Origin of the sequence: Paenibacillus xylaniclasticus, assembly GCF_004001065.1 — a bacterium.
GTDB lineage: Bacteria > Bacillota > Bacilli > Paenibacillales > Paenibacillaceae > Paenibacillus_T > Paenibacillus_T xylaniclasticus.
The window spans coordinates 32,744-53,292 of the sequence record NZ_BIML01000006.1 but is presented as its reverse complement, the minus strand read 5'-3'; the positions used below and the strand labels follow the sequence as shown (position 1 = coordinate 53,292).

16 protein-coding genes are annotated in these 20,549 nt (G+C 52.6%); 13 read left to right on the top strand and 3 right to left on the bottom strand.

Features of this window, described 5'->3' with window-relative positions; genetic code table 11:
• The first annotated feature begins 18 nt into the window (after window positions 1-18).
• The 10 genes from PXY01_RS09410 (at window position 19) to PXY01_RS09365 (ending at window position 15,611) form a co-directional block, all read left to right on the top strand.
• On the top strand, window positions 19-984 hold the full coding sequence (locus tag PXY01_RS09410) for an isochorismatase family protein (RefSeq protein WP_127569595.1): 966 nt from the start codon (window positions 19-21) through the stop codon (window positions 982-984).
• Complete coding sequence (locus tag PXY01_RS09405) at window positions 985-8,211, top strand: non-ribosomal peptide synthetase (RefSeq protein ID WP_127569594.1); 7,227 nt, start codon at window positions 985-987, stop codon at window positions 8,209-8,211.
• A 6-nt stretch (window positions 8,212-8,217) separates the two neighbouring features.
• Window positions 8,218-8,448 (top strand): MbtH family protein, encoded by a 231-nt coding sequence (locus PXY01_RS09400; protein WP_127569593.1) that lies wholly within the window; start codon window positions 8,218-8,220, stop codon window positions 8,446-8,448.
• Window positions 8,449-8,453: 5 nt separating this feature from the next.
• On the top strand, window positions 8,454-9,923 hold the full coding sequence (locus tag PXY01_RS09395; RefSeq protein WP_127569802.1) for a DHA2 family efflux MFS transporter permease subunit: 1,470 nt from the start codon (window positions 8,454-8,456) through the stop codon (window positions 9,921-9,923).
• A 148-nt stretch (window positions 9,924-10,071) separates the two neighbouring features.
• A complete protein-coding gene (locus PXY01_RS09390) occupies window positions 10,072-11,010 on the top strand; it encodes an ATP-dependent DNA ligase (protein ID WP_127569592.1) in 939 nt (312 codons plus the stop codon).
• A 179-nt stretch (window positions 11,011-11,189) separates the two neighbouring features.
• On the top strand, window positions 11,190-12,389 hold the full coding sequence (locus tag PXY01_RS09385) for an ABC transporter substrate-binding protein (RefSeq protein WP_127569591.1): 1,200 nt from the start codon (window positions 11,190-11,192) through the stop codon (window positions 12,387-12,389).
• Between the two features lie 69 nt (window positions 12,390-12,458).
• Complete coding sequence (locus PXY01_RS09380) at window positions 12,459-12,854, top strand: hypothetical protein (RefSeq protein WP_127569590.1); 396 nt, start codon at window positions 12,459-12,461, stop codon at window positions 12,852-12,854.
• 56 nt (window positions 12,855-12,910) lie between these two features.
• Window positions 12,911-14,224: an ABC transporter substrate-binding protein gene (locus tag PXY01_RS09375; protein ID WP_127569589.1), complete on the top strand. Its 1,314-nt coding sequence runs from the start codon at window positions 12,911-12,913 to the stop codon at window positions 14,222-14,224.
• A gap of 510 nt (window positions 14,225-14,734) precedes the next feature.
• Window positions 14,735-15,310 (top strand): RNA polymerase sigma factor, encoded by a 576-nt coding sequence (locus tag PXY01_RS09370; protein WP_164744358.1) that lies wholly within the window; start codon window positions 14,735-14,737, stop codon window positions 15,308-15,310.
• Complete coding sequence (locus PXY01_RS09365) at window positions 15,297-15,611, top strand: hypothetical protein (RefSeq protein WP_127569587.1); 315 nt, start codon at window positions 15,297-15,299, stop codon at window positions 15,609-15,611. Before PXY01_RS09370 ends, PXY01_RS09365 begins: the two co-directional genes overlap by 14 nt.
• A 35-nt stretch (window positions 15,612-15,646) precedes the next feature.
• On the opposite strand, the gene ku is transcribed toward PXY01_RS09365, so the two are convergent.
• Window positions 15,647-16,651, bottom strand: a complete 1,005-nt coding sequence (gene ku / locus PXY01_RS09360) for a non-homologous end joining protein Ku (protein WP_127569586.1) — start codon at window positions 16,649-16,651, stop codon at window positions 15,647-15,649.
• Window positions 16,652-16,779: 128 nt separating this feature from the next.
• Between ku and PXY01_RS09355 the strand changes: the two genes are divergently transcribed.
• Window positions 16,780-17,007, top strand: a complete 228-nt coding sequence (locus PXY01_RS09355; protein WP_127569585.1) for a hypothetical protein — start codon at window positions 16,780-16,782, stop codon at window positions 17,005-17,007.
• Between the two features lie 2 nt (window positions 17,008-17,009).
• Window positions 17,010-17,195 (top strand): H-type small acid-soluble spore protein, encoded by a 186-nt coding sequence (locus tag PXY01_RS09350; protein ID WP_127569584.1) that lies wholly within the window; start codon window positions 17,010-17,012, stop codon window positions 17,193-17,195.
• Window positions 17,196-17,528: 333 nt separating this feature from the next.
• Here the strand turns inward: PXY01_RS09350 and PXY01_RS09340 are convergent, their stop codons facing one another.
• Together PXY01_RS09340 and PXY01_RS09335 are read right to left on the bottom strand one after the other, a co-directional pair.
• Complete coding sequence (locus tag PXY01_RS09340) at window positions 17,529-18,881, bottom strand: ArsB/NhaD family transporter (RefSeq protein WP_127569583.1); 1,353 nt, start codon at window positions 18,879-18,881, stop codon at window positions 17,529-17,531.
• Window positions 18,882-18,887: 6 nt separating this feature from the next.
• Complete coding sequence (locus tag PXY01_RS09335) at window positions 18,888-19,088, bottom strand: hypothetical protein (protein ID WP_127569582.1); 201 nt, start codon at window positions 19,086-19,088, stop codon at window positions 18,888-18,890.
• Window positions 19,089-19,506: 418 nt separating this feature from the next.
• Between PXY01_RS09335 and PXY01_RS09330 the strand changes: the two genes are divergently transcribed.
• Window positions 19,507-20,376, top strand: coding sequence for a YitT family protein (locus tag PXY01_RS09330; protein WP_127569581.1), 870 nt, complete (start codon window positions 19,507-19,509; stop codon window positions 20,374-20,376).
• Window positions 20,377-20,549: the final 173 nt, after the last annotated feature.

Below are 20,549 nucleotides of genomic sequence, written 5' to 3'. Positions count from 1 at the left end.
GACGAAAAGAGGGATGACATGGCGCTACCTGCCATTAAACCATATCCGATGCCCCAGGCAGCCGAGCTTCCGGCCAATCGCGTAAGCTGGAAGCTTGAGCCTGGACGTGCCGCTTTATTGATTCATGACATGCAGCAATATTTCGTGGATGCTTTCACGCCCGAGCAATCGCCTGTTGTAGAGCTTATTGCCCATATTGACGCGCTGCGCTCCGCATGCCGGGCGGCAGGGATTCCAATCATCTACTCGGCGCAGCCAGGCGGGCAAAAGCGGGAGGATCGCGGGCTTCAGACGGATTTCTGGGGACCGGGGATGAACGATGGTCCTTATCAGAAACGAATTATCGAAGCAATTGCGCCGGAAGCAGGCGATATTGTGCTGACCAAATGGCGCTATAATGCGTTCCGCCGAACGAACCTGCTGGACATTCTGCAGGAGCATGACCGCGATCAGCTGATCGTATGCGGTATATACGCGCATATTGGCGTGTTAATGACGACATGCGATGCGTTCATGCAGGACATTGAGCCGTTCCTCGTTGCCGATGCGGTGGCTGATTTCACCAAAGAGGACCATATGATGGCGGTCAAATATGCAGCCACGCGCTGCGCAGTAGCGACGACGACAGCGTCGGTGCTTGCCGCGATTGATGAAGCGCTGGTCCGTTCCGAATCAGCCGCTAAGTCTGTGCAGCCTGCGGCGGGTTCATCTTTGCTCAGCATGGACACACTTCGTCAGCATATAGCAGATATGCTGCAGGAATCGGCCTCCGACATTCAGGATACGGATGACCTGATTAACGATTGGGGAATGGATTCGGTTCGTTTGATGCGGCTCGTCGAGCAGTGGCGGCGCAGCGGAGCGGAGGTATCTTTTGCGGAGCTGGCCGAGCGTCCGACGCTGGCCGACTGGCGAAGCCTGTTAATTGCGAAGCAGGGATTGTCGATGCCCAACGCCGATTATTTTCTTGCAGGAGGGAGGTAGATGAGGTTGCCTCTCACATTAGAAGAAACTCGGGCAGACACTCGCCTGCCGCTGTCCGGCGCCCAAGCCGGCATATGGTTCGCCCAGCAGCTGGAGCCGGACAGTTCTGCTTACAACACGGGCGAATGTATAGAGATTCAAGGACCAGTCGATGCTCGAGTATTCGAACGAGCGCTGCGCCAAACGATCAGCGAGACGGAGGCGATCCGTACAAGCTTCGGGGAGGATGAGAACGGGCCGTGGCAGCAAATTCATGATTCAATGGATTGGCAACTCCATCAGCTTGATTGGAGCATGGAAGAGAATCCTTATGAAGCAGCGGAAGCATGGATGCGAGCCGACCTGGCTCGCCCGGTTGACCTTCGCCGGCGTGGGGAGCTATTCACGCAGGCCTTTTTCAAGTTGGCCGACGACCGGTATATGTGGTATCAGCGAATTCATCACATTGTGATGGATGGTTACGGCTTCTCCCTGCTTGTTCGCAGAACGGCGGAGCTGTATACGGCCTTCATGGAGCAAGGCAAGGCTTGCGGGGAGCCGTTCGGCCCGCTTAGCGCAGTCATTGAGGAGGATCAAGCTTACCGGACATCGGAGCAGTATGAACGGGACCGGCAGTTCTGGCTGGAGCGCTTCGCTGATGAGCCGGAAGCAGCCAGCTTGGCTGAGCGTGCGCCTAGCCTAAGCAGCAGCTTCCTTCGCGTGTCGACGTCGCTTCCTCCAGAAGATACGGAGCGGATGCACGCCGCCAGCCAAAGCTGCTCCGCAAGCTGGACGGAGCTCGTGGTTGGCGCTATCGCCGCCTACATTCATCGGCATACGCAGGCTCAAGAGATTGTGCTTGCTTTGCCCGTAATGGGCCGACTCGGTTCTGTCTCGCTTCGTATACCTAGCATGGTGATGAATATGATTCCGCTGCGGCTATCCCTTCGTCCCGATATGACCGCCTCCGAGCTGATGCTGCAGGCTGCCGGCCGTATTCGTCAGTCGCGCCGGCATCAGCGCTATCGGCAAGAGGAGCTGCGCCGGGATTTGAAGCTTGTTGGCGCCAATAAACGGCTGTTCGGCCCGCAGGTGAATCTGATGCCCTTCGATTACGGGCTTCGCTTCGCTGGAATGCAGGCTGCTGCGCGCAATCTGTCCGCAGGCCCGGTAGACGACTTATCCTTTAATGTATATGATCGGCTGGACGGTGAGGGCTTGCGTATCGATATGGATGCGAATCCGACCGCTTACAGCCCGGAAGAGCTCGCTTCTCATCAGCAGCGGTTCATTCGCTTTCTGAAGCAATTCATTACGGCAGTCGAACAGAATGGGTCTATTGGCTCAATTCCGCTTGTAAACAATGATGAGTATCAGCGGGTCATTGTCGAATGGAATGACACGGCTCGTGCTGTGCCGCAGGCAACCGTTCCGTCCTTATTCGAGAAGCAGGCGGCCAGCACCCCGACTGCTGCGGCGCTGCTAAGCGCAGCGGGAGATACGGTCAGCTATGCCGATTTGAATGCGCAAGCGAATCGTCTGGCGCATGATTTGATCGCGATGGGAGCGGGACCCGATCAGATAGTCGCACTTGCATTGCCGCGATCGACTGATATGGTCGTCGCTTTGCTTGCTGTCCTGAAGTCCGGCGCTGCCTATTTGCCATTGGACATCGATTATCCGGCTGACCGGATCGCATACATGCTGGAGGATGCCAAGCCCATATGCGTCATTACGAGCAGTGAAGCAGGAGCTGCTCTATTGGCCGAGTACGACGGAGCAGTGATCGTCCTAGATGACCCGGTTACAGCCGAGCAGCTGAAGCGCTGTCTGGAATCGAACCCATGTGAGACGGCTCTTTCCGCCCCGCCTCGGCTTGAGCATCCAGCCTATATCCTCTATACATCAGGCTCTACAGGGAAGCCGAAAGGCGTGGTCATTTCGCACGGCAGCTTAACGAATTTTCTCTTCGCTATGCAGGATCAGTTCGCATTACATGCGTCTGACCGGATGCTTGCGGTTACGACGATTTCGTTCGATATTGCGGCGCTCGAATTGTATTTGCCGCTGCTGCACGGAGCTCAAGTTGTAGTCGCTCCGAAATCGGCGGTGCAGGACCCTGCCGCTCTGTCTACCATCATAAGAGAGCTCTCCCCGTCCATCATGCAGGCAACGCCGACCTTGTGGCAGTCGCTTGTGGCTTATGATGCGCAAGTGCTTCGCGGCCTGCGGGTGCTCGTCGGGGGAGAGGCGCTGCCCATTGCGCTCAAGCAACAGCTGCAGCTTGCCGGCTGTGCGGTAACGAACATGTACGGCCCTACGGAGACGACGATTTGGTCTACGACGGCAGCGCTTCATGAAGAAGAAGGTGGCGTTCCAATCGGCAAGCCGATTTGGAATACGCAGGTGTACGTGCTGGGTAGCGAGCTTGCACCCTTGCCGCCGGGCGTAGTTGGAGATTTGTATATTGCCGGGCACGGCGTAGCACTCGGGTATTTTGACCGGTTCGGCTTGACGGCTGAACGGTTCGTTGCGAATCCATACGGACCGCCTGGCAGCCGGATGTACCGGACAGGCGATTTGGCGAAATGGAGGGAGGATGGCTCGCTGGTCTATATCGGGCGTGCCGATCATCAGATCAAAATTCGCGGCTACCGAATTGAGCTTGGCGAGATCGAAGCGGCGCTTGCCAAGCATCCAGGCATCGGTCAGGTGACGGTTATCGTACGCGAGGACCACCCGGGCGATTCTCGGTTGACCGCTTACATCGTTCCGGGCAGCGAAGCGGCGCCGGGAGCAGGCGAGCTGCGCCAATGGCTGGAGAACAAGCTTCCTGTCTTTATGCTGCCTTCCGCCTATGTTGTGCTGCCGGAGCTGCCGCTGACGCCGAATGGGAAGATAGACCGTAAAGCTCTGCCTGCGCCGGATATCGCATCCGGCACCGAATCGGGAACGCCGAGAACACCGCAGGAGACGATGCTGAGCGAGCTGTTCGCGGAGGTGCTGGGCCTGCCGAGAGTCGGTATTCATGACAGCTTCTTCGAGCTGGGCGGCCATTCGCTGCTTGCCGGCCGCTTGATGGTACGGATAAGAGAAAGCTTCGGAGCCGAGCTTGGCGTTGGCCGACTGTTCGAATCGCCGACCGTGGCAGCATTGGCGAAGCAGCTCGATACTGCGCAGCAAGCGCGTCCAGCTATTCGTCCGGCGGATCGCAGCGGACGTATTCCGTTGTCGTTCTCGCAGCAGCGGCTGTGGTTTCTGTATTGTCTGGAGGGCGCCAGCCCAACGTATAATATTCCGCTTGTCGCGCATCTGAATGGCCGGTTGGATCAAGAAGCGCTGCAGGCTGCAATCGGAGACCTGTTCGTTCGACACGAGACGCTTCGTACGATATTCCCGGAATCGGAAGGCTCCTCCTATCAGCACATTTTGGACGCTTCTACTCCTCCGCCAAGTATAATCGTAACCGCCTCGAACGACAGCGATATTGAGGCCGATCTGGCTCAAGCCGTTCGGTACAGCTTCGAGCTTGCAGTCGAGCCTTCGCTGCGGGTGCAGCTGTTTGAGCTTGCCGAGGATAAATACGTGCTCCTTCTGCTGCTGCATCATCTCATTGGCGACGGCTGGTCGCTCAGCGCGTTGACCCGCGATTTATCGACAGCCTATTCCGCCCGTATTCAAGGAGAAAGTCCGAAATGGGCTCCACTTGCAGTACAGTACGCGGATTATGCGCTCTGGCAGCACCATTTGCTCGGAGACGCGCAGCATAATGAAAGCCTAATGGCCAAGCAGCTAGCCTATTGGACGGATAACCTGCGCAATCTTCCCGAACAGCTGGAGCTGCCTACAGATTTTGCACGTCCAGCCGCTGCCAGCTATGTAGGGGGGACAATCGATTTCGCAATTGATGCCACGCTGCATGATCAGCTGCTTCAGTTGTCGAGAGCGGGCCGGGCTAGTCTGTTCATGGTGCTTCAAGCGGGACTGGCCGCACTGTTCACCCGGCTGGGCGCCGGGACGGACATTCCGATCGGCAGTCCGATTGCCGGACGCAGCGACGACGCGTTGGAGCAGTTAGTCGGCTTATTTATTAACACGCTTGTCATCCGGACCGATACGTCTGGCGACCCGGCCTTCTCCGAGCTGCTGGATCGCGTGCGGCATACGAATCTAGCAGCTTATGAGAATCAGGATGTTCCATTCGAGCGGCTGGTCGAGGTACTTAATCCGGTCCGATCCCGCGCCCGCCATCCGTTATTCCAAGTGATGCTTGTACTCCAGAACATGCCGGAGGCCAAGCTGGAGCTGCCGGGCATCGAAAGCAGCCTCCAGCTAAGCACGGTCGGTGCGGCCAAATTCGATCTAACCTTCGAGCTGGTCGAACGCCGCAGCCGCGACGGCTTGCCGGACGGCATTGTCGGAATGGTGGAATACAGCAAGGATTTGTTCAAGGAATCGACGGTTCGGTCTTTGGCCGAGCGGTTCGTAAGGCTGCTCGCCGCTGCGGCAAGCAGGCCGGATCTGCCGATCGGACGTCTGAATATTTTGTCCGAGGAGGAGCGGCATCGGATCTTGATCGATTGGAATACACCAGAGTCGATTCGATCGGCCGAGAAGGCTTTGATACCCGATTGGTTCGAACGGCAAGCGGAGCTGACGCCGTCATCGACAGCGGCAACGTACGAGGGCGCTTCGCTGAGCTATCATGAACTGAATCGAAGAGCCAATCGGCTTGCCCGTTATTTGATCAGCCAAGGCGCGGGACCGGAAGCCTTCGTAGCGCTGGCGCTGCCGAGATCGCTTGACCTTGTCGTCGCTATATTGGCTGTGCTTAAATCGGGAGCAGCGTATTTGCCGCTAGCTCCGGACTATCCAGCCGATCGACTCGCTTACGCGATGGAGGACGCGGATCCGATCTGCATCATAACGAGCGAAGAGCTGACCGGCAAGCTTCCTCAAGCTGCCAAGACGCCGCTTGTCGTTATCGACTCATCGGAGCTGCTGGCGCTTCTCAAGCAGTATCCATCCGGCAATCCTTCTGATCTCGAACGGACAGCGCCGCTTGTGCCGCAGCATCCGGCATATATGATCTATACTTCCGGTTCTACCGGCAAACCGAAGGGCGTTGTAATCCCGCATCAGAATGTCGTGAGGCTGTTCCGTGCGACGGAGCACTGGTATCAGTTCGAGCCGGGCGATGCCTGGACGTTGTTTCATTCCTATGCGTTCGATTTCTCGGTATGGGAAATATGGGGGCCGCTGCTGTATGGCGGGCGTCTCGTTATCGTGCCGCATTGGATTAGCCGTTCGCCTTCCGACTTCTTGAAGCTACTGGTCCAAGAGAAGGTGACGGTGCTGAATCAGACGCCGTCTGCTTTCTATCAATTGATGCAAGCCGACCAGGAGAATGCTGCCGACGGGCAGCAGCTGTCGCTGCGCTATATCATCTTCGGCGGCGAAGCGTTGGAGCTCCGCCGATTGGAGGATTGGTATGCGCGTCATCCAGCCGATTCGCCGCGATTAATTAACATGTACGGCATAACCGAAACGACCGTACATGTCAGCTACAAGCCGCTGGATCAAGAAGCACTATCAGAAGGTGGGAATTCATTAATTGGCGTTGCCATTCCAGACCTCCAGCTGTATGTGCTGGATGCGGCGCTACAGCCTGTGCCTCCGGGCGTAGCAGGCGACTTATATGTCGCGGGCGACGGTCTGGCTAGAGGCTATTGGCGGCGTCCGGATCTGACAGCTGAGCGGTTCGTTGCCAACCCGTTCGGCAAGCCGGGCTCGCGCTTGTACCGTACAGGCGACCTTGCGCGCTGGCGGGAGGACGGATCGCTCGATTATATCGGCCGAGCCGATCAGCAGGTGAAAATTCGCGGCTTCCGAATCGAATTGGGTGAGATTGAAGCGGTGCTCGCACGGCATCCTGAGCTGGCCCAGGTCGCCGTTATTGTGCGCGAGGACCAACCCGGCGATAAGCGTCTGACCGCTTATTATGTACCGGCCGTCCATGCTGAGCCGGAACCGGCGAAGCTTCGTAGGCATGCCGCAGAAGATTTGCCGGAATACATGGTGCCGTCTGCCTATATCGCAATGGAGGCTTTGCCGCTTACGCCGAACGGCAAGCTGGATCGCAGGGCGCTCCCAGCGCCGGACTATACAGTATCTGTCGGGGGAGCCGGCCCGAGAACGCCGCAGGAAGAAATATTGTGCGGCCTGTTCGCTGAGATACTCGGCTTGTCTCGCGTCGGCATCGAGGACAGCTTCTTCGAGCTTGGCGGGCATTCGCTGCTAGCTGTATGTCTGATGAGCCGCATTCGTGAAGCATTGGGTGCAGAGCTTACCATTGGCAACCTATTCGAAGCGCCGACCGTTGCAGGTCTGGCGGAGAGACTCCAGAAGGGAAGCAGCAATAGTGCGCTTGGGGTTCTGCTGCCGCTTCGCACAGGCGATGGCCGCACGCCGATATTTTGTATCCATCCAGCTGGCGGGTTGAGCTGGTGTTATGCGGGACTGATGCATTCGCTTCCTTCTTCTTATTCGCTATACGGCTTGCAAGCGCGAGGCATTGCCGAGCGGGTTGAACGGCTGCCCGAATCGTTAGAGGAGATGGCCGCCGATTATTTGGACCATATTCGCCAAGTACAGCCCAAAGGTCCTTACCATATTGCAGGCTGGTCGCTTGGCGGCAATGTCGCGCATGCGATGGCGGTCAAGCTTCAGCAGGACGGCGAAGAGGTTGCGTTATTAGCGATGCTTGACTCTTATCCGAGCCACTTCCTGCCAATCGCAGACGGACCGGATGAGCGCGAGGCACTCATTGCACTGCTCGCCCTGGGCGGCTACGATCCAGACAATATGGGGGATAAGCCGCTAACGCTGTCCAGTGCGGTCGAAATGCTGCGCAGCGACGGCAGCGCGTTGGCCAGCCTGGATGAAGCGACGATTATAAATTTGAAAGAAACGTACGTGAATTCAGTAAAAATTATGGCGGCCTATTCGCCGCAGCGGTTCAAGGGCAACATGCTGTTCTTCCGTTCCACCATAATACCGGACTGGTTCACGCCAATCGATCCGGACACGTGGCTGCCTTATTTGGACGGAGAGATCGAGCGTTACGATATTGCTTGCCGGCATAAGGATATGTGCCAGCCGGAGCCGCTTGCCATTATCGGCAAGCGGCTGGCGGGTAAGCTGGACGCGCTGAAGGTGAAATACGAGGCTGGAGCAGAAAGGATGTAGGGGAGCATGAGCAATACGGTGAATCCATTCGAGAATCCCGATGGCAAGTACCATGTGCTTATGAATGACGAAGGTCAGTATTCGCTGTGGCCTTCGTTCGTACAAGTGCCTAATGGATGGCAGGTTATCATGAAAGAGCAGGGCAAGGAAGCATGCGTCGCATACATTAATGAGCATTGGACCGATATGAAGCCGAGAAGCTTGCGTGAACCGGCTGCTTCCGGCGCCGTCCAGTGAGCGGCATGACTTGGCGCCTTAATTCTAAAGCCGCCATTTGCATTGTCTATGTGGCAACCATGTTCATGGTTGCGATGGATACGAATGTTCTCAATGTCTCCTTACGGGCCATTGGGAATGATATGGGAATCGCCCCCTCGGCAGCCGGTTCGATTAACGTCGGCTATTTGGTCAGTCTGGCGATTATGCTTACTGCAGCCGGATGGATTGGAGACCGGTTCGGCGCCAAAAAAATATTTCTGCTGGCGATCATCACCTTCACAGCATCGTCGGCGCTGTGCGGGCTGTCCAGTAACCTTGTCTCCTTATATTTATTTCGAATCGTTCAAGGAGCGAGCGGAGGACTGCTCACGCCGATTGCGATGAAAATATTGTTTCAGACCTTTCCGCCTGAAGAGCGGATGAAGCTGTCTCGCTACTTAGTGCTCCCTGTTGCGATCGCACCGGCACTTGGCCCTATCGTTGGCGGCTACTGCGTCGACTACTTGTCGTGGCGGTGGGTGTTCTATGTGAACGTTCCTATCGGGATCTTGGCGGTACTGTTCGCCTTTCTTTTCCTTCAGGAAGATCAGCAAGCAAATAAAAGACCGATTGATTGGCCGGGATTTGCGCTTGCGGCCGTCGGTGTCGGCATGCTGGTCTATGCGTTGAATGAAGGAGCAGCAGCTGGCTGGAGCAATCCGCGGCTGTGGGCGTTTGCTGCCATTGGGGTTGCCGGTATAGCAGCGCTTATTATCGTCGAGCTTCGGGTGAACCAGCCGATGCTTCAGCTTCGGCTGCTCCAAGACCGGCTGTTCCGTACGATGATGTCGATCTCGGCATTAACGGTAGCGGGCCTGCTGGGCATGCTCTATGTGTTCCCGCTGCTTTATCAGGATGCGCTCGGCGCGTCCGCATTCGCTAGCGGATTGACGACGTTCCCGGAAGCGATCGGATTAATGCTCGCTTCGCAGGCCGTATCCTGGTCTTACCGCAAGGTAGGCGCGCGAGTGCTCATTACCGCCGCGCTTATCGCCGCTGCGATTGGCTACGGTTTGCTCTGCACGGTAACGGAGCATACCAGTCCGTGGACGATTCGGCTGCTGCTCGTCTTCTGCGGCTTTTGTCTAGGGCATGTGGTCAACTCGGTTCAATTCTCCATCTTTACGAATATTCCGCAAGCTTCGATGGGCGGGGCGACAGCCTTGTTCACCGTGCAGAATCGGCTGTCATCCGCAGTCGGGCTGACGCTGCTTGTCTGCATACTGAGCGCTCTTGAAGCCGGATCGAGCGGTCTTACGGGAAGCGGTTCGTCGGGGCTTGCAGCTTATCGTACGGCGCTGTTAAGCGCCGCGGGACTGCTGCTTGCAGCATGCGCCTTCGCCCTTCGCATCCGCCGAGCGGATGTTGAGCCAGGCGATGCGGCCGCGGACGAAGCAGACGGATACGGAGGCGCACAGAGCTTTTGGAACAAGCGGCATTCAAGCCCAAGCTAAGAGCTCATAGTAACGCTTTGACTTGTGCGGTTATTCATCGGGGATTGTGAGTCCCGATGGATAACCGTTTTTTCATGTATCTCCTTCTGCATGACGGGCAATAGTGGTACTGAAATCATTCATCGTGTACGGAAGGAGGCTCTAGCTTGTGAAAGCCGTTGTCCCGTTCGAGCCTATACTTACGGATCGCGTTCCGCAAGGGAGCAGTTGGGTCAGCCAAATTAAGTGGGACGGAGTAAGAATGCTGACCTATTATGACGGAAGCCATGTTCGATTAATGAACCGCAGTCTGAACGAACGCACGCTCCAGTATCCGGAGTTGACGGATATCCGGCAATATTGTAGCAGCAAGTCGGTTATTCTTGATGGAGAAATTATTGCCTTAGACCGAAGCAGACCCTCCTTTCATCTTGTCATGCGGCGGGACAGCGTACGCAAAGCCGCACATGTCGCAAGAGCGGTTCAAGAGGTGCGCATTACCTATATGGTATTTGATATTTTGTATCTGAATGGCCAATGGGTAACCGATCGGACGCTGCAGCAGCGGCAGCAGCTGCTTGCGGAGACGATCAAGCCTACCGGCGAAGTGCAGCTGGTACAGAATATACAAGATGGAGAAAGTCTGTTCTCCGTAATGAAGCAGCATGAGATGGAGGGTATCGTCTGCAAAGATCTCACCAGCACCTATATAGTTAACGGCAAGGACGCCCGATGGCAGAAAAAGAAAGTAATCCGAGATTTGGTCGCTGTCGTCGGCGGCGTGACGATGCGGGATGGAAGGGTCAATGCGCTCCTGCTCGGACTGTACGATGATAATGGAGAGCTCATCTATATTGGACACGCAGGGACAGGTAGGCTGACCGTTAACGATTGGACGGCGGTTACAGCAATAGCCGATTCGATCAGAACTCATTCCAAGCCGTTCAAGAATACCCCTGAAAGGTCTGCCGCGGCTATATGGCTTAAGCCGCTTCTGAAGGTCAAAATTAATTATATGGAATGGTCGCCGCATCGGATCTTGCGCCAGCCTAGCATTCAGGCTTTTGTTGAGAAGCAGGATTCGGAGTGTACGTTCGATCAATTGTAAGCGGGCTAGAAGATTTAGTCCGTTTTTTTAAAATTTTCGAGTCAGATTTTGGAACTTCCTTCCGTTTAATAGATGAAGGTGACAAAACCAAGTAGATTCCGATTTAACAAGCGGAGCTTCCATGTAAGGGGTGTATTCTTGTTTTTACTTCTGCTCACAAAATAGTGGTTAATAGTCTAGTGCTTACGTTTCTTTTAATTCTAAGCGGCTGTACTGGCGCGGCGGTTTCTCCTGACAAGGTCAAATCTCCGATCCTGCGGGTCGGATACCTTTCGGAGGACCATTTTGAACAACGATTTGGTAATATTGTTAGTCTGGAGTTCCCGAATTATCGGCTTGAAATCGTTCCTATTAAAGATATGATCCGAAATCGGCTACCCGCCGGCGAGTGGGTGGAGTCGAACCGTCTGGATCTGATCTATGCTCCTTCCTCAAGCTTTAAGGACTTAATCGATAGTGGCAGTCTAGTAGAGTTAGACACTTATATGAAGAGGGATTCGTTTCTCGAAGACGCGGTGATTCCTAGCGTCATGAAGCTTACTAGAGCGTATGGTAACGGGAATGTGTACGGACTACCTACGAATTTTGATAGCAAGGTTATTGTATACAATCAGGATCAGTTTGATCGGTTAAAGGTACCTTATTTAACGGACGGAATGACCTGGCCGGAATTATTCAATGTTATCCAGCGGCTGGACGGAGGATTGTCCGTTCATTCGTCAAGTCCATTTCATTTATTGGCTCTAATGGGGCAATCGGAGCAGCTTCAAATGATGAATGCTCAGAATCAATCCGTAACCCTTAACAACCCGGCGTGGAACAAGCTATGGGATATAACGGCTAGCGCCGTGAAGAATGGCGGCATCTATTTCGACGATGTGAATGAGAATCCATTTCTGACAGGGGAACGTGCTGCGGCACTTATTTCTTACGATGAATACAAGGTGTTGGAACAAAACGCGCCATCGTTCAAGTGGGATATGGTCATGTTGCCGACGGCTGCTTCCTTGCAGGGCAAGACGACATCCATCACGGCAGACGGCTATTGGGCAATTCCGGCGGGCTCCAGTAATCCGGATGAGGCTTGGAAACTCATTCAGTTCTTTATGAGTGATAAAGCGGCCAAATGGGGCTATCGATCCATTTACGGCTTTTCTACCTTAGTCCAGCAGTTTTCGCTGAATGCTGAGAATAACGGAAGGCTTGAAGCCTTCTATAGAGGCGATCCGTTAGTACCCTTCGCCCAAGATTGGCCGGATTATCTTCTAGGTCTTGTGAATGATCTTTTTGCCAAGATTGTAGAGGGTTCAATTTCGGTCGACACGGGTTTACAGGAGTTGCAAGAATCAATTACACAGCGATTAAACGAGGTCACCTAATTGTCGGTGTACACAGTCCTATCTATGGATTGTTTACATAAATAACTTGTTGGAAGGGGAAATGAAGTAATGAAGAAGAAATTGTTGTGTTCTGCAACGGCGCTAACGATTCTGGGGGCAGCCGTCGTACTGCCGGTGTTTGCCGCAAACCCTGACCCTAATGCATCAACGAATGCTTATATCAGCTGGAGCCAGAACTACAGCAACAAAGTCAGAGGTAAGGCTTATGCAAGCACTTCAAATCCTAAGATGACCAAAATTAATGTGTCTGGTTCGTTCTACCAGGGCTCCACTCTGAAAGAAAGCGGTACCGGTACGGCTACGAGCGTAGGAACCGAGGCATCGTGGTATACCAAAGACGGCGTATATGCGGATACCAACTCCTATACCTTGAACGCGGCCTCGAGAACGTATTACTCCGGAGGCAGTTACGATCAGCACTACGCTTCACCTGCTACTTGGTAAAAAACTGTTTAAACAGAGTGGAGCTGCTCCACTCTGTTTTTTAGGAGGCTCGTTAATTGAATAGACGACTCGTTTCAGCTTGTATTTGCTGCTTCCTTGCTTTGGTTGGAGCGGGATGTGCCAAAACCGCATCCGAACCTGTAACCATCACCGTTAATTATCCATCCGCTCAGACTTTTTACAAGCTTTACGGTTATGCATTCGAAGAGAAGTATCCCGATATAACGGTTCAAGTTGTTCAGGATAATCTGATGGATAGCAGCTCTCCGCCGTCCACGGATGTCGTGTATATGAACAGCCTGCCATTGTTGGAACAAAGGGTGCAGCAAGGCGATCTGCTATTATTGTCGCCCATTGCTCAGAAGAATCATTTTAAAGTGAATACTTTATCTCCAATCGCTTTGTCCTTGCTCCAATCGGCTGCCTCCGGTCAACTGTACGGATTGGCTCCGACATTTCATAGCGACGCTCTTTTTTATAATAAGAAGCTATTCGAACGATACAATATTCAGTTTCCCCAGGACCAGATGAGCTGGGAAGAGGTGTTGGAGCTCGCCGAGCGTTTCCCTCATCAGACCGATGAAGGCACTCCTTTATACGGAATGCAAATGAACTACTATAAAAATGTAACGCTGAATTATATTTTGGAAATGGGGACCACGGAAGGTCTTTCTTATATAGATACCTCAACACTAAAGGTCACGATGAATACAAAGAAGTGGGAGAGGATTTGGAACATTGCGGTAAAGGCGTTTCAATCCGGCACCATCTATACGAAAGATGAAAGTGAGGATGCAGCAAGTATGTCGAATCCGCCGTTCTATATGGAAGAGGCAGCGATGACTAAAGCATCTTTTTTGACGGCGTACAATTTTGAACCTTTCTCCAAATATCCTAATGGTAGAACGATAGACTGGGGAATGGTTACGGTTCCTGTTGATCCTAACAATCCGACGGTATCGCACAACTATTCGATTTATGATATTTACGGAATTGCGACTTCAACCGAGCACCAGGAGGCGGCGTGGAAGTTAATTGAATTTATCGTTAACGATTCCCGAAATAACCGTTATCTAGCGCAGGAGAACGTGAACCGCGGGCTTCCCGCAAATCTGGACTACATAAGACCTATAGAAGGTCATGATCTGTCTCCGTTGTATCGTCTGAAGCCGGCGACTGAACGGGTAAACCCGTACTTGGTTGTTGATGCTTCCATTCTTGATGCGTTCGCGGACGTCGCTCAGCAGCTATTGAATGATGTGATAGCCGGTAAAATGACCGTCGAGCAAGCGCTGGCGGAAGTAGATATCAAGGGGCAGTTGGCTGTTGACGCAGCAGGTCAAAAACTTTCAACAGCATCGGAGCAATAATTATGGAGTATGGTGCTGGTAAGCGGTCGATTATCTTACGGAAAATGATCAATATCGGTATAATAAAGCAGGTTCAACCGCGATGGGGAAGCCGTTGCGGCTGAACTTTTTGCACTTTCTGCAGATATCTTTATAGGGTGAAAGAGAAATAAGAGCGCTGCAGTACTGGTGTGCATGCTGCTATTTCCAGACAGAGCCTTCTACCGTTCGGATTGGTCTAGATCTGATGCAGCAAGTACAGGTGGCTATCCGGACAAGCTACCTGTTTCTGAAGGCCAGTCAGTAAAGCAGCAGCGCCGCGTGCCTGTAAGAATTGGCCTTTGTGGATTCTATGGGCAGCCAGATTATTCTGGCTGCCTTTTTTAATCTACCGGATTTTCGCTGCGATTGTCGTATTTCTTCATGTCGATTTCAATGGAAGCGAGCTATATTTTCTGTTTATAGTATAGTAATATTATTTCCACATGAGTAAAATTGTAACAATATTTACTTAGAAAGGAGGAGTAGATAGTGGATGAGTGCATATTTGGTCTATTTCGCAGCAATGTACGTGACTTAGAAGCAGTATCTCAACGTGATTTGTTTTTAGCTTATCGTGAACTTGTCTATCGATACATATACCTTATGCTGCGCGACCATTCATTAACGGAGGATGTCATACAAGAGGGATTTATAAAGGCTATGGAATGTGGTCCCAAAACAAAGGTTGATTCTAACATGAAGGCATGGCTCCTGCAAGTCACACGAAGAACGGCTATTGATTTTATTCGAAAGAACAAAAAGTACCATCTGATTTATGACCTTGAGTCTGTGATGACCTATGAGAGAGATGAACTGCGGAACTCAACGAGCGAAATGGTTGAAAAGTCCGTTCAAAACGAGCTGCTGCTGGAATCCTTCAAAGAACTTACGCTTAATCAGAGGGTAATATTGATGATGCGATATATGGAAGGAATGTCCTACAAAGAAATTGCAAAGGAGCTTGATATTAACGAGGATGCGCTGGGCAAGCGGTTGGAAAGAGCCAAGAAGACACTTGCCAATTTGTTCAAAGGAAAGTGGGGTGAACATCATGAGGTCCGATAAGAATACGAATGAACAGTTGGCTGCCACATTGTTCGTTATGAATTCCTCCATAGAAATCCCAGATGGTGAAGCAGCTTGGAGGCAAATGCAGGTCATATTAAAGCAACAGCACAAACGGTCTCGCTGCAAAAAAGTATTCAAAATGGGCATTGCGATAACTAGCTTGTCGCTCATACTTGGAACGTTCATCAACGCACCGAAGGAAAGCTATGCTGCCATGCAAAATCTATTTACGAAGGTGAAAGAAGTTAGACACACAATAGTCAGCTTGTCTAAGGGGCAGGCAAATCATTGCGGATAGATCATAGGTGAGGGAGGGGGCAGAGCCCCCTAAACCTACGCTTGCTTCTGCGCCGCGCGCGTCTTGCGCGGCGGCTTCACCGCCGGCGCGGCAGCGCTGGCGTCCGCCGCTGCCGGCTCCGCTGCAGCGGCATCGCCCGCGGCGGCGGACTTGCGCGCACCGCCGCGTGCTTTACGCTTCGCGGGCGCCTTCGCCGCGCTCGCATCCTCTGCGCCGCTGGCCGTCACGAGCGGCCCGGCGGCAGGAGCTGGCGGCGCTTCCGCCGCTGGCGTCTGGCGAGCTGCCTCTAGGCTCGCCTGCAGCGCCGCCATCAGGTCGAGCACGTTCGTCTGCTCGGCAGAAGGGGCAATGCGCACTTCCTCGCCCGCGATTTTGTGCTGGATAAGCTCCATGAGCTGCGCCCGGTAATCGTCCGTATATTTTTCCGGCTCGAATGGCGACGACAGCTGCTCGATAAGCATTTTGGCCATCATCAGCTCTTTCTCGTTAATGGGCTTCGCTTCGCCAAGTCCCGGCACTTGAGAAACTGACCGGATTTCGTCCGGATAGTAGATCGTCTCCATGACGAGAGCGTTCTCCATCACGCGGATCGCAGCCAGAGAGCTTTTCTGGCGGATCGATACTTTAGCGATGCCGATCTTGCCGGTCTGTCTCATCGATTCGAGCAGCAGCTGGTAAGCATTGCTTCCCGCTTGGTCCGGAGACAAATAGTATGTCTTCTGAAAGTAGATCGGGTCGATGTCAGACAGCGCGACGAAATCGAGTATCGTAATCGTCTTCGACCGTTCACCGCCGATCGATTCGAGCTCCTCCTTGTCCAGCAGCACGAATTGCCCCTTCTGGAATTCATATCCCTTCACGATCTCGTCCATTGCTACCTCGGTCTCGCAGGAAGGACAGGATTTGACGTAGCTGATCGGGCTCCCGCAAGTCTTGTGGATCATTCGCAGTGAAATGTCTTTGTCTTCAGTGGCGGTAAACATTTTGACGGGAACATGAACAAGTCCGAAGCTGATGGCGCCTTTCCATACCGTATGCATGCGCGCACCTCCACACGTTTTTATTACCATGGTTCCCGGAACGCATGAGATTCAACCGTAACGGGCATATTTTTCAAGAAGGACAACTTCATCCCGCATTGAAACCGCTCAAGGAGGAAGATAGCATAATGGCGAATAATCGTGCAGCGAACAGAGGAAACAAAAGTGCACCGGAACAATCAAGAGATTTGTGGCATGACGGTCGGAGCGACTATGAGATGGATATTGATCGGATGGTGAATGAAGGGCTCGGCGGCGGGCAAGTGACGGTTCATAACGGACTGATCGACGAGTCGACGACCGATTACATGAAAAGCTTTGAGGTGGATTACTTAAACGACGGAGAGGAAGGCTGACGTTGGACATTAAGAGAGCTAAGCAGATTTATGAATCACCTGCTACAATTGGCGTTCATCTAGAGGGGGAGCCGGTGTGGATTGAAAATGTCGATGAGGCGAAAGGATTGGCAACTGTTCAGGTCGGCGGCACGCCGCAAAATACACAAACGGTCTCTGTCGATCGGCTTGTAGAGTACGGGAAATAACTTCAGTAAAGCACTGAATACAAAAACAGCGCCGTCGTCGTGCCCTTTACGGCACCACATACGGCGCTGTTCTGCTTTACGGTTCGGTGTCACTTGCGTCTGCGGCTTGCGCGTCCATTGATTGCGTCCGGCTCCTGTCATGATTGCCATCGCTTTGTCTTTCTCGCTGCGGAACCTCGTCTTACTCTTCCTACTGCTCATTCTCGTTATCCCTCCAGATCGATGCTGCAGCATTCGGATCAAACCTGACCAAGGTGCTGCTGCTTACCAGCATAAGCGACATCGAGTACGGACGCAACCCCTTGATCCTTATCCATGAATTAATGCCTTAGATTATTTCATTCCGAGAACGTAAGAGGTCCAAATATGGAGACAAAGCAGCGTAAAGATAAGGGTAGGCGGGATGACGACAAAGGTAATCCGCATATACTGCCTCCATCCAACTTTAATTCGATACTGGCGCAGCAGATGCAGCCAAATGAGTGAAGCTAGTGTTCCGATTGGAAGTAGGAGTGCGCCGATATCACTTCCGATAACGGTCGCCAGGTAAGTCACGTAAAGGGTATTCGTATCGAGGCTCATGCCGGTCAAGGTTAGCGTCCCGATCATAAGCGCCGGATGGTTATTGAACAGCGTCGACATGAAGGTGAGCAGACCGCCCATAATGAAGCCAGCATGCGCAAGGCTTGCGGTTACATACGGCCGCAGCAGCTCAATCATCCATTCCGTTAATCCGATGTTGTTCAGCCCCATAATGACGACATACATGGAGAATGCGAATGCGAATATATGCCACGGTGTCTTCTTAATGATATCGTACGGAGGAACGCCTAGAGCTTGCCAACGCCAGCCGAGTAGAATGAGCGAGCCAGCAACGGCGACATATTCGATCGGGATTCCGAAGTAGGAAGCGGCGAACAGTCCAAGTCGAATGAGGAGAACGAATAACAGAATTCGAATCATCCTCTGCTCGTTATGAGCGGGCGGATCTTCAGGAGAGCGTTTGAGCGGATGATGGAACGGGTCAATTCTTACGTGACGGCTTCGCAAGAGAGTACGAGGCAGCTGATGGCCGATGACGAGATAAATAACGGCCGTCATGAATAGCAGTCCGAGCATGGCTGGTACAAACATAAGCTGCGTATTCAGAAACAGATCCATTCCGATCATCTTCAGCGAGATTAGATTCACAACGTTACTGACGCCGATTGGGGCGCTGGAGGCTGTCGCCACCAGTGCGCCGGACAGCAGATAAGGCACTTGCTGATGAGGCTTGATGCCTAAATTACGCAGCAGAATAATAAGAATAGGCGTCGTAATAAGGATGCTGCCGTCATTGTTGAAGAACAGCGTCATAAGAAAACAGAGCAAATTCACGAGCCAAAACAGCCGGATGCCTGAACCGCGCGCTCTGGCCGCAAGTCCTTCTGCCGCCCAGTAGAAAAATCCGATGCTCTCCAGCACGATTGCCATTACAATCGTTGCAATAATGGTAATCGCTGCACCGCTGACCGTGACCGTAATATGGCCAAGGTCTGCCCACGATACGCTGCCTGCGGCTAATACGACAGCCGCACCTCCGGCAGCGAAGAAAGCTTCATTAATCCCCTTAGGTCTCCAAAGCACGAGGACGACGGTAGCCAAAAAGGCGGCAACTGTGACGAATAAAACGACCGAGTCAGACAACGACTATCACCTCTTTGTCTCGCCTATTGCATCGTGCCGTACGATGGTTGGGCCGGTTAGCGGTGCTGGCATCCGCTCTGCGGGGGATAACTCTACTCTTGCTTGCTCCGTGTTTGTCCTAGGCAGTGTGTCCGTTTTATGGGCTGGCGGTTTTAACAATGCATACAATAGTAATCCGGCAATGACGATCATAACCAGCTCCAGCATTACACCCTCCTCCTTTCCACAATGATGCGAATCTAGCATCCCCGGTCGGTATACTTCCCTATCAGCTGTCATAGTAGGGGATTCATAGTGTAAAATATGCTCGCTGTACCTTAAGCGCACCGCTGCTGTAGCCCGTTTCAACGGGAGAACTAGCGGAATTCTTCAAAACTAGATAAAGCTTCTAATAGGAATACAGAGGGACAGTCATTCGAGGTATAACAAGCACGATAAAGTAGAATGCAAGTGGAGCAAATGTAAGATTGAGCCCAATAACAATCGATAATTAAAGATCGCATGATTTGAGGATCAAAAAATGAGCAAATTCGATTGAAATCGATTCTTTTTGGTTCAAATTGCCTTACTATTCCTATATACTATAATTAGTCTAGCGATATGAAGAGAAAGGAAGGAGCATCCTATGGTACACACACAACACAGCAGACTTACGAAGGTCGAGTTAATGCGGCGTATTGTAATTATTACAGTCGGCGCATTTCTAATGGCTGTCGCACTGGAAGTTTTCCTTGTGCCGAACAACATTATCGACGGTGGAATTACAGGGGTCTCTATTATTTTTGGACATCTGTCAGGCGTTCCGATTGGTGTATATCTATTCCTGCTCAATTTGCCGTTTTTGTTTATGGGATATAAGCAAATTGGTAAGACGTTCGCGTTATCGACTTTGTACGGCGTCCTCATCATGTCGGGGGGAACCTTTCTGCTTCATCCGGTGTCGGCTTTTACGGACGATACATTTCTAGCTGCTATTTTTGGTGGTGTCATACTCGGTATCGGCGTCGGTCTCGTCATTCGGTCCGGCGGCTCTCTCGACGGTACTGAGATTGTCGCAATCCTCATTAATAAGAGAATTCCGTTCTCAGTTGGCGAGATCGTCATGTTCTTCAACTTCTTTATTCTCGGAAGCGCGGGCTTCGTGTTCGGCTGGGACCGTGCGATGTATTCGCTCGTTGCTTATTACTTGGCGTTCAAGCTGATCGATATTACGATCGAAGGCTTCGACGAATCGAAGTCCGTCTGGATTATTAGCGAAGAATCGGAATCGATCGGCGACGCGATTATGAGCCGCTTAGGCCGCGGCGTCACTTATCTGCATGGCGAAGGGGCATTCTCCGGCGGCAGCAAGAAAGTGATCTTCTGCGTCGTTACCCGTCTGGAAGAGGCGAAGCTGAAATCAATCGTTCAAGAGATAGACGAGAAGGCCTTCCTGGCGGTCGGCAACATCCATGATGTCAAGGGCGGGCGCTTCAAGAAGCGTGACATTCATTAAATGAACATCGTTATACCTCCATGCTGCTGCTGCGACATGGAGGTTTTTTATCTGGATGACAGCATCTCGCGTCGCCAATATTTGCTTCAGTATGGTGCACAGGAGCGCAATACGCTTGTTGCGGCAGTGGGCGCAGCCCGATATAATAAGGTCATCGTAAGAATAGGACGAAT

Excerpts from the sequence above, each read along its gene's own strand:
- PXY01_RS09410 (WP_127569595.1), top strand. The coding sequence starts at position 19 with ATGGCGCTACCTGCCATTAAACCATATCCGATGCCCCAGGCAGCCGAG.
- PXY01_RS09405 (WP_127569594.1), top strand. The coding sequence starts at position 985 with ATGAGGTTGCCTCTCACATTAGAAGAAACTCGGGCAGACACTCGCCTG.
- PXY01_RS09400 (WP_127569593.1), top strand. The coding sequence starts at position 8,218 with ATGAGCAATACGGTGAATCCATTCGAGAATCCCGATGGCAAGTACCAT.
- PXY01_RS09395 (WP_127569802.1), top strand. The coding sequence starts at position 8,454 with ATGACTTGGCGCCTTAATTCTAAAGCCGCCATTTGCATTGTCTATGTG.
- PXY01_RS09380 (WP_127569590.1), top strand. The coding sequence starts at position 12,459 with ATGAAGAAGAAATTGTTGTGTTCTGCAACGGCGCTAACGATTCTGGGG.
- PXY01_RS09365 (WP_127569587.1), top strand. The coding sequence starts at position 15,297 with ATGAGGTCCGATAAGAATACGAATGAACAGTTGGCTGCCACATTGTTC.
- ku (WP_127569586.1), bottom strand. The coding sequence starts at position 16,651 with ATGCATACGGTATGGAAAGGCGCCATCAGCTTCGGACTTGTTCATGTT.
- PXY01_RS09355 (WP_127569585.1), top strand. The coding sequence starts at position 16,780 with ATGGCGAATAATCGTGCAGCGAACAGAGGAAACAAAAGTGCACCGGAA.
- PXY01_RS09335 (WP_127569582.1), bottom strand. The coding sequence starts at position 19,088 with ATGCTGGAGCTGGTTATGATCGTCATTGCCGGATTACTATTGTATGCA.
- PXY01_RS09330 (WP_127569581.1), top strand. The coding sequence starts at position 19,507 with ATGGTACACACACAACACAGCAGACTTACGAAGGTCGAGTTAATGCGG.